Source organism: Sulfitobacter sediminivivens, assembly GCF_042611115.2.
Taxonomy (GTDB): Bacteria; Pseudomonadota; Alphaproteobacteria; order Rhodobacterales; family Rhodobacteraceae; genus Sulfitobacter; species Sulfitobacter sediminivivens.
On record NZ_JBHGAR020000013.1, the window covers coordinates 86,902 to 101,249 of the forward strand.

Genomic DNA, 14,348 nt, shown 5'->3' on the forward strand with positions numbered 1-14,348 from the left:
GCAGGGGTGTCACGATGACCTTCAAGCCTACAGACTATTTGCCGTATGATTTTGCCAATCGCCGTCATATCGGGCCGTCCCCTGCGGAAATGTCCGACATGCTCAAGACGGTCGGGGCGAAATCGCTGGCGGCATTGATTGATGACACCTTGCCAGCTGCGATCCGGACGAAAGAACCGCTGGATTTTGGCAAGGCGATGTCAGAGCGCGAAGTGCTTGAGCATATGCGCATCACGGCGGGTAAGAATAAGGTGCTGACCAGCCTGATCGGGCAGGGCTATCATGGCACTGTGACACCGCCGGCGATCCAGCGGAATATTCTTGAGAACCCTGCGTGGTACACGGCTTATACCCCTTATCAGCCTGAGATTTCGCAAGGCAGGCTTGAGGCATTGCTTAACTTTCAAACCATGGTCAGCGATCTGACCGGGCTTGAGATTGCCAATGCGTCCCTGCTTGATGAGGCCACGGCCTGTGCCGAGGCGATGACGATGGCCCAGCGTGTGGCAAAGTCAAAAGCAACAGCGTTCTTCATCGACCGCGATTGCCATCCACAAAACATTGCGGTGATGAAAACAAGGGCTGCCCCTTTGGGGATTGACGTGGTTGTGGGCGATCCTGACAAAATGGATGCGAGTGCCGTGTTCGGCGCAGTCTTTCAGTATCCCGGCACCTATGGCCATGTGCGCGACTTTACCAAGCACATCGCGGCACTGCATGAAGCCAATGCGATTGGTATCATTTCTGCCGACCCCCTTTCGCTGACCTTGTTGAAAGAGCCGGGCGAGATGGGGGCGGATATTGCGGTTGGCTCCACGCAGCGGTTTGGCGTACCCGAAGGGTATGGCGGGCCACATGCAGCCTATATGGCCTGCAAGGATACCATGAAACGCGCGATGCCAGGGCGGATTGTCGGTGTGTCAATCGATGCTCACGGCAACCGCGCCTACAGGCTGTCGCTGCAAACCCGCGAGCAACATATCCGTCGTGAAAAGGCCACATCGAACGTTTGTACCGCACAGGCATTGCTGGCGGTGATGGCGTCGATGTATGCGGTTTTTCACGGGCCCGAGGGCCTGAAAGCGATTGCGCAACGTATTCATCGCAAGACGGTGCGTCTGGCGAAGGGATTGGAGGCGGCAGGGTTCAAAGTGGACCCGCAGGCGTTCTTTGACACCATCACTGTGGACGTTGGCCCGTTACAGGCCGCGGTCATGAAATCAGCGGTGGACGAGGGCATCAACTTGCGCCGCGTGGGCGAAACCCGTGTGGGCATCACCATGGACGAACGGTCGCGTCCAGCGACCATCGAAGCGGTCTGGCGCGCCTTCGGGATTAGACAGGCTGATGATGATTTTACCCCCGACTACCGGGTGCCGGACGGTATGTTGCGGACGTCCGAGTATCTGACCCATCCAATCTTTCACATGAACCGGGCCGAGACGGAAATGATGCGCTATATGCGCCGTCTGGCGGACCGCGATCTTGCGTTGGACCGTGCGATGATCCCGCTTGGATCTTGCACGATGAAGTTGAATTCTGCAGCAGAAATGATGCCGGTCAGTTGGCGTGAGTTTTCGCAGATGCACCCGTTTGTTCCAGCGGATCAGGCGCTTGGTTATAAGGAGTTGATCGATGATCTGTCCTCAAAGCTGTGTGATGTAACCGGTTATGATGCTATATCCATGCAGCCAAACTCGGGCGCGCAGGGCGAATATGCCGGGCTGCTCACAATCGCAGGCTATCACCGTGCAGAGGGTCAAGGGCATCGCGATGTTTGCCTGATCCCAGTGTCTGCACATGGGACCAACCCGGCCAGCGCACAGATGGTCGGATGGAAGGTCGTCGTGATCAAATCCGCAGCAAACGGTGATATTGATCTGGATGATTTCCGCGCAAAGGCCGAACAGCACTCCGATAACCTTGCAGGGTGCATGATCACCTATCCATCGACACATGGTGTGTTTGAGGAAACCGTGACCGAAGTCACCAAGATCACGCATCAACATGGCGGCCAGGTCTATATCGACGGGGCGAACATGAATGCGATGGTAGGGCTGAGCCGGCCTGGCGATCTGGGTGGTGATGTCAGTCACCTGAACCTGCACAAGACGTTCTGCATACCGCATGGCGGCGGTGGACCCGGTATGGGGCCTATTGGTGTCAAGTCGCATCTGATTGCGCATCTGCCCGGCCACCCGAATGAAGGTGGTGCGGCGGTGTCAGCGGCACCGTTTGGCTCACCTTCCTTGCTGCCGATTTCCTGGGCCTATTGTCTGATGATGGGTGGCGAGGGCCTGACGCAGGCCACGCGCGTTGCCATTCTGAATGCCAACTATATCGCCAAACGGTTAGAGGGTGCCTTTGATGTCCTATACAAAGGACCAACGGGACGGGTTGCGCATGAATGTATTCTGGATGTGCGCCCTTTTGAAGGTAGTGCGGGCGTGACGGTAGACGACATTGCAAAGCGACTGATTGATGCTGGTTTTCACGCGCCAACAATGTCCTGGCCAGTGGCAGGGACGTTGATGGTGGAGCCGACGGAATCGGAGAACAAGGCCGAGCTGGATCGTTTCTGTGATGCAATGCTGGCGATCCGGGACGAAATCACAGCAATTGAGAAAGGCGATATGCCGCGCGAAAACAACCCACTTAAAAACGCGCCTCACACCGTTGAAGATCTGGTGCTGGAATGGGGGGACCGACCCTATACGCGCGAACAGGGGTGTTTCCCTCCCGGTGCATTCCGCGTCGACAAATATTGGCCTCCGGTCAACCGTGTCGACAACGTGCACGGGGATCGGAACCTGATCTGCACCTGTCCTCCGCTAGAGGATTATGCAGAAGCGGCAGAGTAAAGCGGGAAAAATAGGGCGCGCGGGACTTATTCTCGCGCGCGCAACACTTGCGCGGGCCTTGCATTCAGTGACCTGATGGCAAAGCCAAGGCCTGCCATAACAGTCGCCAGTATGCCGCCCGCAATGATCAGCAATGCGCTTGGCCAAATTACGGTGAAATCCGTCTCCATGATAAATCGGCTGACGGCCCAGCCCCCCAAGATACCTGCGCCCAAGGCGACAGTCCCGGCAAAAAGACCAAGCATTGCGGCGCGCAACACAAAGCTGCCTGCGATCTTGCGCCGCGTGGCCCCCAAGGTCTTGAGCAACGCTGTCTCATAGGTGCGCGCCTCTGCCCCGGCAGCAGCGGCACCGATCAACACCAGAAAACCGGTGAGCAGTGTCGCAAGTGCGCCGTAGGAGACCGCCGCTGCCAAACCTGCCAGCACCGACGAAACCCGGTCAATCGCATCGCGCACCCGGATTGCGGTGATGTTTGGATAGGCCGCTGCCAGATCGCGCAGGATTGCGGTTTCAGCCTCAGATTCCGCGTAAACAGTTGAGATAAAGGTATGCGGTGCGCCGCTTAGCGCGCTGGGGTTCATGGTCAGAACAAATCCAATCCCTGCGGTGGAAAAATCAACTTCCTGAAAGCTGGCGATGGTGCCGGTGATGTCGCGGCCCAGTATGTTGATGGTCAGCGTGTCGCCCAGTTTCAGGCCAATTTCTTCGGCTTCTTCAGTGGCAAAGCTGATGAGTGGCGGGCCATCGTAGTCGGCATCCCACCATTCGCCTGCCGTTAATGTCGCATCTGGATCAGGTGCCGCGGCATAGGTCACGCCGCGGTCGCCGCGCACAACCCAATGGTTGCCTGCGACTTCACGCGCCGGTGTGCCGTTGATCTCGGTTATCACACCGCGCAGCATTGGGGCGCTGTCAATACGGCTGACAGCAGGATCGTTTTCGAGGCGATCAGTATATCCCGGCATCTGGTCTTTTTGAATGTCGACAAAGAAATACGATGGCGCGACCTCTGGCAGATTTCCAGAGATGGCATTGCGCAGATTGCCGTCGATCTGCCCCACTGCGGCCAACACGGACAGGCCCAGACCAAGTGACAGAACAACTGCACCCGCCCCTTCGCCCGGCCCACTGATTGCGGCCAAGGCCCACCGCAGGCGGGGCCGTCCGCGTGCCAGTTTGCTGGCATGACGCGCGATCCACCGGATCAGCCCGGCAGCAAGGGCCAGCAGCAACAGGGCCACTGCAATCCCGCCCAAAGTCCAGAGGGTGAGCCACCAAGAGCCGTTAAACCAACCCGCCAGCCCAACAAGCAGCGCTACGATGACGGCGATCACGATCAGGTATTTCGGGGCAGGCAAGGTTCGCGCGCCTTGCCATGCATCTCGAAACAATGTCGCGGCGCGCACATCTTCGCTGCGCGCCAGCGGCCACAGGGTGAAGGCGAGGGCCGTGAGTAGACCATAAATCGCAGCTTCAGCGAGCGGGGCGGGATAGAGGGCAAAGGCTGCAGGAATAGGCAGACGCGCCTCAATCAGCGGTGACAAAACCAAGGGCGCTGCGGCACCAAGGGTCACACCTATGGCAACGCCGAGCAAAGAAAGCAGTCCAATCTGCAAAAAATAGGTCTGAAAAATCGTCGCCCGATCAGCCCCCAGGGCCCGCAAAGTCGCGATCACTTCGGTCTTTCCATTCAGATAGGCGCGCACCGCCGCAGATACGCCCACGCCACCGACCGCCAGCCCGGACAGTCCAACCAGCACCAAGAACGCGCTTAAGCGTTCAACAAACCGTGCGACGCCCGGTGCACCGTTGCGCGCATCGGTCCAGCGCATCCCGCTGTTCTGAAATTGGGCTTGCGCGGCTTTCTTAGTCGCTTCGAGATCGGTATCCGGCGGAAGATCAAGCCGGTATTTGCTGTTGTAGAGCGTGCCGGGCCCCAAAAGCCCGGACCCTTCAAGTGCATCGCGGCGCAGCAGGGTGCGCGGACCCAAGGCAAAGCCGCTTGCCGCACTGTCGGGTTCACGCACGATCAGTGCGCTGAGGCGATAGGCTTCTGTGCCAAGTCGAAATTCATCACCGACACTTAAACCCAAACGGTCCACCAGCGCCCGTTCCATGACGGCACCCGAAACACCAGCCTTTTCAGCCAGCGCTTGATCCAAGGGCATGTCCGGGTCCAGAACCATCGCACCAACAAGCGGATAGGCCGCGTCGACACCCTTGATCTGGGTGAGCGCGCGCTCGTCTTCGCCATTTTGAGTGACCACCGCCATGGATCGAAACTCAACGATTTCGGACACAGCCGTGGCCCGGTCGGCCATCCATGCCTGCTCATTTTCGGTCGCGAACCGATAAGTGAAATCCAGTTCTGCTGCGCCGCCAAGCAACGCTGATCCTTCGCGTTGCAACCCGCCCTCAATCGCCGCTCTGACGGAGCCCACAGCGGCAATCGCCGCCACACCTAATGCGAGGCAGGCCAGAAACAAACGAAAGCCCCGCAATCCTCCGCGCATCTCGCGGCGGGCAAAACGGGCGGCCAGCCGCAGGCTCATACAATGCGCCCGTCGGCCAAAGACACCGCGCGGTCACAGCGTTTTGCCAAGGCCGGGTCATGGGTGACCAGCACAAGTGTTGCCCCGTATCTGTCACGCAGATCAAAGAGCAGATTTATGATCGCCTCGCCGTTCACACTGTCGAGGTTGCCCGTTGGTTCGTCGGCCAGCAGAATTGCAGGGCGCGGTGCACAGGCACGGGCCAGCGCTACGCGCTGTTGTTCGCCACCCGACATCTGGGCGGGGTAGTGATTGATCCGGTGTCCCAGTCCGACGGATTTCAGCGCCTCTTCTGCCTGCTTAAACGCATCCGGAATGCCAGCCAGTTCCAGCGGTGTTGCGACATTTTCAAGGGCGGTCATGGTCGGGATCAAATGAAAAGACTGAAAGACGATGCCCATGCGACCCTGACGAAAACGGGCCAACGCGTCTTCGTTCATTGTACTCAAATCATGATCCAGCGCCCGGATGCTGCCGCTGGTTGCCTGTTCCAATCCACCCATCACCATCAAGAGTGATGACTTGCCAGATCCCGATGGCCCGGTCAGCGCCACTGTTTCGCCATGGGTAATATTCAGCGTGATCCCGCGCAGGATTTCGACAAGGCCAGCATTGCCGTTTAGCGAAAGCATCACATCTTGTAACTGGAACACAGGGTCTGTCATGCTGTCTGACACAAGGGGCGGCCTTTCATAAGGGTCCTGTTGGATATGGAGTAATAAGACCGATGCGCAAGGCACTGATTGGGATTGTTCTGAGTTTTGCGGGCGCGGCACACGCCGAAGAAGTGGTGATTGCTGCCTTGGGTGACAGCCTGACCCAAGGCTACGGTCTGCCGGTCGAGGATGGTTTTGTGCCGCAATTGCAACGCTGGCTGACGGCGGCGGGGGCCGATGTGCGGCTGATCAATGCGGGCGTGTCGGGTGACACGACGGCCGGTGGTTTGGCGCGGGTCGATTGGACGCTGACGCCGGATGTTGACGGGATGATCGTGGCGCTTGGCGGCAATGACCTGCTGCGCGGGCTGGATCCGGGTCAGGCACGTGGCAACATCGAAGGGATATTGCAGGCCGCAAATTCCGCGAATGTTGAGGTGCTGCTGGTCGGGATGGAAGCACCCGGCAATTATGGCCCTGATTACAAATCCCAATTCGATCGACTCTATCCTGAGCTTGCCCAGGAATATGACAGCCTTTTGCTTGAAAGCTTCTTTGATGGACTGGTCGACGGGGACGCGCCGCTTGATCCTGTTGCCTTGCGCGACTTTTTTCAACCTGATGGCATTCATCCCAATGCGGATGGCGTTGCCAAGATAGTCGCACGGGTGGGTCCCGAAGTTCTGACGTTGCTTGAGCAAATCAAGGGTTAGGCGGCTATGCCCGGCAGATTTTTTTTGACCTCTGATATGGCAGCGCTTGCTGTGGATCTGGGGACAAAGGCATTGGACGATGAGCCACCAAGAGCCAACATCGCGCCGGGACAGCAGATTGTCACATTCACGACGACGGGCCTGGCTCGGATGCGGTGGGGGATCATTCCCGTGGGTCGGGTGAACGCACGTGGGCGGCCGGTGATGGAAACGCTGATCAATGCCCGATCTGAAACTGTGTTCCAAAAGTCCGCATATGAGGGGACCGGACGCGCGGTGGTTCCGGTCAATGGCTGGTATGAGTGGACGGGTGAAAAGAGACGTAAAACGGCTTGGCGTATCCGCCCCAATGACGCTGAATTTCTGTATTTTGCAGCCATCACGGATGTATGGAACGGACCGGGCGGTGTGAGCGTCCGTCAGGTCGCGATGGTCACTTGCCCACCAAATGCTGATGTTTCCGTGATACACCACCGAATGGCAGTTGTTCTAGAGAAGGCTGATATTTTTGCCTGGTTGGAAGCGGACCCACCCAATTTGATCCCTCTGATGCGCCCTTGGCCAGAGGGACGATTGTCAATTGAGAAAGCGGATGATGTCGATTGGAATGGTCCCTGAGGCAGGCGCTTGGCAAGCAATGGCGTGGCTCATCCAAGTTTAGCCTTAAGGGATCTTGAGTGCAGGAGATCAAAAACAGAACGATTGCACCATTTGGAGCAACTGCCGTTTGTCTGCGCAATATTTCATGCCTCTGAATAATTTTACCAGTTGATAAAATTTTAAATCCGTGTGAGCCTTTCGAATGTCCAGCGAAGGTGAGGATAAGCCAGATGACATCAGACGTATTTGAGCCGGGGATCAAGGCGGGGCGTCTCGCGCCTGAAACCTATGAGGCACAGTTTTCCGACCTGCATCCGCCCTTGGCCGATCATGAGGCATTGGTCGCGGCGGACCGTTGCTATTTCTGTCATGATGCGCCGTGCATTACGGCCTGTCCCACCGATATCGACATACCGCTTTTCATTCGCCAGATCGCGACAGGGACGCCGGACGCAGCAGCCAAAACCATACTCAGCCAGAACATTCTGGGCGGGATGTGCGCGCGGGTCTGCCCGACAGAGACATTGTGCGAAGAGGCCTGCGTGCGCGAATTGGCCGAAGGCAAACCAGTTCTGATCGGGCAGTTGCAGCGCTATGCGACGGACACCATCCAGGGCAAAGGCGTCCATCCGTTCACCCGGGCCGCTTCCACTGGCAAAAAGGTGGCAGTGGTTGGCGCGGGCCCCGCTGGGCTGTCTTGTGCGCACCGATTGGCAATGCTGGGGCATGATGTTGTGATCTATGATGCGCGGCCCAAACCGGGTGGCCTGAACGAATATGGGATTGCAGCCTATAAGACGCCAAATGACTTTGCCCAGGGTGAGGTCGATTGGCTGATGCAGATCGGTGGAATCACCTTTGAAAATGAGATTGCCTTGGGTCAGGGCGTGACGCTGGACAGCTTGCAGAAGGGCTTTGATGCGGTGTTCCTTGGAGTTGGCCTTGGCGGTGTGAACGCATTGGGTGCGGACGGCGAGGATAAGAATGGTGTCACCGATGCTGTTGATTTCATCGCTGATCTGCGACAGGCAGGCGACCTGGGCAGCGTGCCGATCGGACGTGATGTGGTGGTGATCGGCGGCGGGATGACGGCTGTGGACGCCGCCGTTCAGGCCAAGCTGTTGGGCGCGCTCAATGTTACGCTGGTCTATCGTAGGGGCCGCGACCGGATGAATGCCAGTGCGTTTGAACAAGATTTGGCTGCCTCCAAGGGCGTGCGCATCGTCACCCACGCAGTGCCTGTGGCTGTGCATGGCAATGGATCAGTGCGCGAGATTGAATTTGAATATGTTGATGAGGCGATGAAAGGCACAGGGCAAATGCTGCGTCTCGCTGCCGATCAGGTTTTTAAGGCGATCGGTCAGACGCTGAAGGGTGATGGCTTGCCCGCGCTTGAGGGCCGCAAGATCAAAGTGGACGCCGTTGGCCGCACTTCTGTCAAAGGCATTTGGGCCGGGGGCGATTGTGCATCTGGCGGTGATGACCTTACTGTCACAGCGGTCGCCGAAGGGCGCGATGCAGCAATGGATATTCACAAGACTTTGGTGGGTTAAACCCACCCTACGGGGAGACGGCACATGGCTGATCTGACAAGCACGTTCATCGGGATCAAATCCCCCAATCCTTTCTGGCTGGCCTCGGCACCGCCGACGGACAAAGAATATAATGTCCGCCGTGCGTTTGACGCGGGCTGGGGCGGCGTGGTGTGGAAAACACTGGGGCTCGACCCGCATGTAGTGAACGTGAATGGCCCGCGATACGGGGCGATTTATGGCGCGGATCGGCGGTTGTTGGGGCTTAACAACATCGAACTGATTACCGACCGCCCGCTGCAAACAAACCTTGATGAGATCAAACTGGTAAAACGCGATTATCCAGCGCAGGCGATGATCGTATCCCTGATGGTGCCTTGTGAAGAAGAGCCGTGGAAGATGATCCTGCCGCTGGTCGAAGAGACCGGGGCAGATGGGGTTGAACTGAACTTTGGCTGTCCGCATGGGATGAGTGAGCGGGGCATGGGGTCTGCCGTGGGGCAGGTGCCGGAATACATCGAAATGGTCACCCGCTGGGTCAAGGCGAACACACGCATGCCCGTGATTGTGAAACTGACGCCCAACATCACGGATATTCGCAAACCGGCAGAGGCGGCAAAGAACGGTGGTGCGGATGCGGTTAGCTTGATCAATACAATCAATTCGATCACCTCCGTCGATCTGGATCTTTTTGCACCGGAACCGACAATTGACGGCAAAGGCGCGCATGGGGGCTATTGTGGGCCTGCGGTCAAACCTATTGCGCTGAACATGGTGGCGGAAATTGCGCGTGATCCTGATCTGGCCGGGCTGCCAATCAGCGGGATTGGTGGTGTGACCACGTGGCGCGATGCGGCCGAGTTTCTGGCGCTGGGCGCGTGCAACGTACAGGTTTGTACGGCGGCGATGACCTATGGTTTTAAGATCGTTCAGGAAATGATCAGCGGCCTTTCTGACTATATGGACAGCAAAGGGTATGCATCGGTGGATGACATTGTGGGGCGTGCGGTGCCCAATGTGACTAACTGGAACCAGTTGAACCTCAATTACATCGCCAAGGCCAAGATCAATCAGGACTTGTGTATTTCCTGTGGGCGCTGTTTCGCGGCCTGCGAAGATACCTCGCACCAGGCGATTGCCATGTCAGAGGACCGTACATTCACGGTCATCGACGAAGAATGCGTGGCCTGCAATCTTTGCGTCAATGTCTGCCCGGTTGAGGCGTGCATCACGATGGAAGCGATGGCACCTGGGCAAACTGATCCGCGCACCGGAAAAGTTGTCCAGAAGGACTATGCCAACTGGACAACTCATCCAAACAATCCGGGTGCCAAAGCCGCGGAATAGCTGCGATCAATCGTTTTCGGACAGGCGCAAAAGAAAAGGCGACGTTGGCAAAGGATCGGGCATTTCGACTTTTGGCAGGTTTGCGCCAAACGGTATGATGTCGTTCTCTACCTGGGTCTGCGCGTTAACCACCGACGTGCTTGTTGCGTTCGAGGGGGGTGCCATTGCGATCCTCGCGCGGGCGCGGATTGCTTCTGCCGCTGACTGTTGGTCATGGCCACTGCCAGATCGTGATCCTGAGAACGAGGTAGGATTGCCAGTGTTATTGCCTGCCGAGGCCTTTTGCAGAGGTGCGACGCCGAGTACCGGTGCCACTGGCTGCGCACCGCTTGGCGGCGGTGCAAGATTCAAGAACGGATTGCTTAGTAAGATAGAACTCATGAGATGCTCCAAGCTTGATACAAAGGAGCCCGCCACCCAGAGAAAGATTGAGGCGAAGACCTGAACAAAACCTTAACAGGGACTTGCAATTTACGGGATGGTTAACGGCTTATGATCGCGTAAGCATGCTGCGGAACATCACTGCTAGATGCGTCGATGCGCCGTCATATCCATCTGTTCCGGGTGCCAGTAGAATCTGCACCTGAGATTCGAAATCGGCATAATGCTGGGTTGTGGCCCAGATCGAAAAGATCAAATGCTGCGGATCAAGCGGTGGCAAAACCCCGTTACTGATCCAGCGCGAAATCAACGCGCATTTCTCATCAAAAAGCGGCTTAAGGCTGGCATGAAGCTCTGGCTTGATGCGCGGTGCACCTTGCAGGATCTCGCCAGCAAACAGACGACTTTCGCGCGGCAAATCACGCGCCATATCAAGCTTGCGCTGTACATACGCCAGAATTTCTTCGACGGGGTCACCGTCCGGGTTCATCTCAACCAAAGGGTCCAGCCAGGTTTCCATCAGCTGGCTCAAAAGCGTGACATGAATGTCTTCTTTGCCGTCAAAATAATAAAGGATGTTGGGTTTGCTCAACCCGGCCTCTGCGGCGATGAGGTCCAACGTTGCGCCGCGATAACCATGCCGCGAAAACACTTCCAGTGCTGCGTCCAGAATAACGCGGCGGTTGCGCTCCTGGATGCGGCTTGGTTTCTTGGGCGTGCCATCGGGCAAATGCATTCTCCGTTTAATGTGCTTTGATTTCAGGCATCCTCGCCAAAGCAGTTCTTGACAGTGCGCAGCCTAACCGCAATCGTGGATTTACCAAATGGTAAAATTTCTACAAGATACCTGCCAAAGGAGCCAGCCATGTCCGCGCCCGGAGAGAACCTGAAAATCAATCCAGATCGGTTGTGGGATAGCCTGATGGAAATGGCCAAGATCGGACCGGGTGTTGCAGGCGGCAACAACCGCCAGACATTGACAGATGAAGACGGTGAGGCGCGCGCCTTGTTCCAGAAATGGTGCGAGAATGCAGGGTGTTCGATGGGGGTGGATCAGATGGGCAATATGTTTGCTCGGCGCGAGGGCACGGACCCGGATGCGTTGCCGGTTTATGTAGGGTCGCATTTGGATACCCAACCCACGGGCGGCAAGTATGACGGGGTTCTTGGCGTTTTGGGCGGGCTGGAAATTATCCGCACCCTGAATGATCTGGGGATCAAGACGAAGCACCCCATTGTCGTCACAAACTTCACCAACGAAGAAGGCACGCGCTACGCGCCCGCGATGCTGTCATCGGGTGTCTTTGCGGGCATTCACACGCAGGACTGGGCGTATGATCGCGTTGATGCCGAGGGCAAGAAATTTGGCGATGAATTGAGCCGCATTGGCTGGCGCGGTGAAGAAGAAGTGGGTGCCCGCAAGATGCATGCGTTCTTTGAATTGCACATTGAACAGGGCCCAATTCTGGAAGCCGAAGGCAAGGACATTGGTGTGGTCACGCACGGGCAGGGGCTTTCGTGGACCCAAGTGACTGTGATTGGCAAAGACAGCCACACCGGGTCAACACCGATGCCGATGCGCCATGACGCGGGTCTCGGTATGGCGCGGATATTGGACAAAGTGAACGAGATCGCGCTGAGCCATGCGCCTCACGCTGTGGGGGCGGCGGGGCATATCGACGTCTATCCCAATTCGCGCAATGTGATCCCCGGCAAGGTGGTATTTACCGTTGATTTTAGGTCGCCTGAATTGAGTGTGATCGAGGACATGGAGGTGCGGTTGCGTGTCGATGCGCAAAGGATCGCGGATGACATGGGGCTGGGCGTCGAATTTGAAAAGGTCGGTGGCTTCGATCCTGTGGCCTTTGATGAAGGCTGTGTGAGTGCCGTGCGCACGGCGGCGGAGCGGCTGGGATATTCCCATATGAACCTGATCTCCGGTGCCGGACATGATGCCTGCTGGATCAACCGTGTTGCCCCAACGGCGATGGTGATGTGCCCTTGCGTGGATGGATTGTCGCACAATGAGGCCGAAGAGATTTCGCGTGAATGGGCGCAGGCGGGCACGGATGTGTTGATGCATGCTGTGGTTGAGACCGCGGAGGTTGTGGGGTGAAAGAACGGGTTATTTTGCAAAGAGAACGGCCCGTTTGTTCGAAAATTCTGATACACCACGCAAGGTAATAGAGAACCAGAGACTCGGGGAGAAGCAACATGACCAAAGTCATCAAAGGCGGGATGGTCTGCACCGCAGATCGCACATGGAAAGCGGACGTGCTGATCGAGGGTGAGACGATCAAACAGATCGGCGAGGACCTGAAAGGCGACGAGTACATCGATGCTGAAGGGGCCTATGTGATCCCCGGCGGGATCGATCCGCATACCCATCTGGAAATGCCCTTTATGGGGACGACGGCGGCAGAGACATTCGAAAGCGGCACTTGGGCAGCCGCGGCCGGGGGCACTACGATGGTGGTGGATTTCTGTTTGCCGGGGGCAGATGGATCCATCAAAAACGCAATCAACGAATGGCACCGCAAATCGGCACCGCAGATTTGTTCGGATGTCGGTTACCACATGGCGATCACCGGCTGGAACGAAAACGTCTTTGACGAGATGAAAGATGCCGTTGAAATGGGTGTCAATTCGTTCAAACATTTCATGGCCTACAAAGGTGCTTTGATGATTGAGGACGACGAAATGTTCGCGTCTTTCAAACGCTGCGCCGAACTGGGTGCACTGCCGATGGTGCATGCCGAAAACGGCGATCTAGTTGCGGAGCTACAGCAAAAATACTTTGATCTGGGGATCACTGGGCCAGAGGGGCATGCCTATTCCCGGCCGCCTGAGTTAGAAGGCGAGGCAGCAAACCGGGCGATCACCATTGCTGATACGGCGGGGGTGCCGCTTTATATCGTGCATGTGTCCTGCGAACAAACACACGAGGCGATCCGGCGGGCGCGGCAAAAGGGGATGCGGGTCTATGGCGAGCCGTTGATCCAGTTTCTGACGTTGGATGAGTCGGAATATTTCAACAAGGATTGGGACCACGCCGCGCGCCGGGTGATGTCACCGCCGTTCCGGTCAAAAGATCATCAGGACAGCCTGTGGGCGGGCCTTCAGGCAGGATCATTGCAAGTTGTGGCAACCGACCACGCCGCGTTCAATACCGACCAAAAACGCGCGGGTCGGGATGATTTTCGGATCATTCCCAATGGGTCCAACGGGTTGGAAGAGCGACTTGCCGTGCTATGGACAGAAGGGGTCGAAACGGGCCGCCTGACGCCAAATGAGTTCGTCGCGGCAACCTCTACCAATGTCGCCAAGATCCTCAATATCTATCCGCGCAAAGGCGCGATCGTTGAAGGCGCGGATGCGGACATCGTGGTGTGGGACCCAAAGATCAGCAAGACGATCAGCCCGACGAACCACCATTCTGTTTTGGATTACAATGTGTTCGAAGGCTTCAAGGTCAACGCCCAAAGCCGCTATACGCTGAGCCGGGGGGAAGTGATCTGGGCCTGGGGCCAGAATTCGCAGCCCAATCCCGGACGTGGCAAATTCATCCCACGCCCTGCGTTCCCGTCCGCAAATGTTGCGTTGAGCAAATGGAAGGCACTCACCAGCCCGAAAATGATCGAACGTGACCCGCTCAATATTCCGGCGGGGATTTAACGCTGTATGACGTCGGTACCACGTCGGT

Annotated in this window: 11 protein-coding genes; 7 read left to right on the top strand and 4 right to left on the bottom strand. The window is 57.2% G+C overall.

Annotated elements, in window-relative coordinates; genetic code table 11:
• The first annotated feature begins 14 nt into the window (after positions 1–14).
• The gene (gene gcvP, locus ACEWL3_RS13995; RefSeq protein ID WP_386183997.1) at positions 15–2,861 is read left to right on the top strand and encodes an aminomethyl-transferring glycine dehydrogenase; all 2,847 of its coding nucleotides are present in this window, start codon (positions 15–17) and stop codon (positions 2,859–2,861) included.
• Positions 2,862–2,887: 26 nt separating this feature from the next.
• Here gcvP and ACEWL3_RS14000 read toward each other — a convergent pair whose 3' ends face one another.
• On the bottom strand, positions 2,888–5,416 hold the full coding sequence (locus ACEWL3_RS14000) for an ABC transporter permease (RefSeq protein WP_386183999.1): 2,529 nt from the start codon (positions 5,414–5,416) through the stop codon (positions 2,888–2,890).
• Positions 5,413–6,081 (bottom strand): ABC transporter ATP-binding protein, encoded by a 669-nt coding sequence (locus ACEWL3_RS14005; RefSeq protein WP_386184002.1) that lies wholly within the window; start codon positions 6,079–6,081, stop codon positions 5,413–5,415. Before ACEWL3_RS14005 ends, ACEWL3_RS14000 begins: the two co-directional genes overlap by 4 nt.
• A 62-nt stretch (positions 6,082–6,143) precedes the next feature.
• Here ACEWL3_RS14005 and ACEWL3_RS14010 point away from each other — a divergent pair, with 62 nt between their 5' ends.
• The 4 genes from ACEWL3_RS14010 (at position 6,144) to preA (ending at position 10,264) form a co-directional block, all read left to right on the top strand.
• On the top strand, positions 6,144–6,785 hold the full coding sequence (locus ACEWL3_RS14010; protein WP_386184004.1) for an arylesterase: 642 nt from the start codon (positions 6,144–6,146) through the stop codon (positions 6,783–6,785).
• Between the two features lie 6 nt (positions 6,786–6,791).
• Positions 6,792–7,403, top strand: a complete 612-nt coding sequence (locus tag ACEWL3_RS14015) for an SOS response-associated peptidase (protein WP_386184006.1) — start codon at positions 6,792–6,794, stop codon at positions 7,401–7,403.
• Positions 7,404–7,615: 212 nt separating this feature from the next.
• The gene (locus tag ACEWL3_RS14020; RefSeq protein WP_386184009.1) at positions 7,616–8,938 is read left to right on the top strand and encodes an NAD(P)-dependent oxidoreductase; all 1,323 of its coding nucleotides are present in this window, start codon (positions 7,616–7,618) and stop codon (positions 8,936–8,938) included.
• A gap of 24 nt (positions 8,939–8,962) precedes the next feature.
• Entirely contained in the window at positions 8,963–10,264 is a 1,302-nt protein-coding gene (preA, locus tag ACEWL3_RS14025; protein ID WP_386184012.1) for an NAD-dependent dihydropyrimidine dehydrogenase subunit PreA, read from the top strand.
• A gap of 6 nt (positions 10,265–10,270) precedes the next feature.
• Here the strand turns inward: preA and ACEWL3_RS14030 are convergent, their stop codons facing one another.
• Complete coding sequence (locus ACEWL3_RS14030; protein ID WP_386184014.1) at positions 10,271–10,645, bottom strand: hypothetical protein; 375 nt, start codon at positions 10,643–10,645, stop codon at positions 10,271–10,273.
• Between the two features lie 109 nt (positions 10,646–10,754).
• Positions 10,755–11,375, bottom strand: coding sequence for a TetR family transcriptional regulator C-terminal domain-containing protein (locus tag ACEWL3_RS14035; RefSeq protein WP_386184064.1), 621 nt, complete (start codon positions 11,373–11,375; stop codon positions 10,755–10,757).
• 135 nt (positions 11,376–11,510) lie between these two features.
• Between ACEWL3_RS14035 and ACEWL3_RS14040 the strand changes: the two genes are divergently transcribed.
• Both ACEWL3_RS14040 and hydA read left to right on the top strand, forming a co-directional pair.
• Positions 11,511–12,761: a Zn-dependent hydrolase gene (locus ACEWL3_RS14040; protein WP_386184016.1), complete on the top strand. Its 1,251-nt coding sequence runs from the start codon at positions 11,511–11,513 to the stop codon at positions 12,759–12,761.
• A 98-nt stretch (positions 12,762–12,859) separates the two neighbouring features.
• On the top strand, positions 12,860–14,320 hold the full coding sequence (gene hydA / locus ACEWL3_RS14045) for a dihydropyrimidinase (RefSeq protein WP_386184018.1): 1,461 nt from the start codon (positions 12,860–12,862) through the stop codon (positions 14,318–14,320).
• The last annotated feature ends 28 nt before the right edge of the window (positions 14,321–14,348 follow it).

What these genes read in the sequence shown, in the direction of transcription:
- gcvP (WP_386183997.1), top strand. Translation starts at nt 15, where the DNA reads ATGACCTTCAAGCCTACAGACTATTTGCCGTATGATTTTGCCAATCGC.
- ACEWL3_RS14000 (WP_386183999.1), bottom strand. Translation starts at nt 5,416, where the DNA reads ATGAGCCTGCGGCTGGCCGCCCGTTTTGCCCGCCGCGAGATGCGCGGA.
- ACEWL3_RS14005 (WP_386184002.1), bottom strand. Translation starts at nt 6,081, where the DNA reads ATGACAGACCCTGTGTTCCAGTTACAAGATGTGATGCTTTCGCTAAAC.
- ACEWL3_RS14010 (WP_386184004.1), top strand. Translation starts at nt 6,144, where the DNA reads ATGCGCAAGGCACTGATTGGGATTGTTCTGAGTTTTGCGGGCGCGGCA.
- ACEWL3_RS14015 (WP_386184006.1), top strand. Translation starts at nt 6,792, where the DNA reads ATGCCCGGCAGATTTTTTTTGACCTCTGATATGGCAGCGCTTGCTGTG.
- ACEWL3_RS14020 (WP_386184009.1), top strand. Translation starts at nt 7,616, where the DNA reads ATGACATCAGACGTATTTGAGCCGGGGATCAAGGCGGGGCGTCTCGCG.
- preA (WP_386184012.1), top strand. Translation starts at nt 8,963, where the DNA reads ATGGCTGATCTGACAAGCACGTTCATCGGGATCAAATCCCCCAATCCT.
- ACEWL3_RS14030 (WP_386184014.1), bottom strand. Translation starts at nt 10,645, where the DNA reads ATGAGTTCTATCTTACTAAGCAATCCGTTCTTGAATCTTGCACCGCCG.
- ACEWL3_RS14040 (WP_386184016.1), top strand. Translation starts at nt 11,511, where the DNA reads ATGTCCGCGCCCGGAGAGAACCTGAAAATCAATCCAGATCGGTTGTGG.
- hydA (WP_386184018.1), top strand. Translation starts at nt 12,860, where the DNA reads ATGACCAAAGTCATCAAAGGCGGGATGGTCTGCACCGCAGATCGCACA.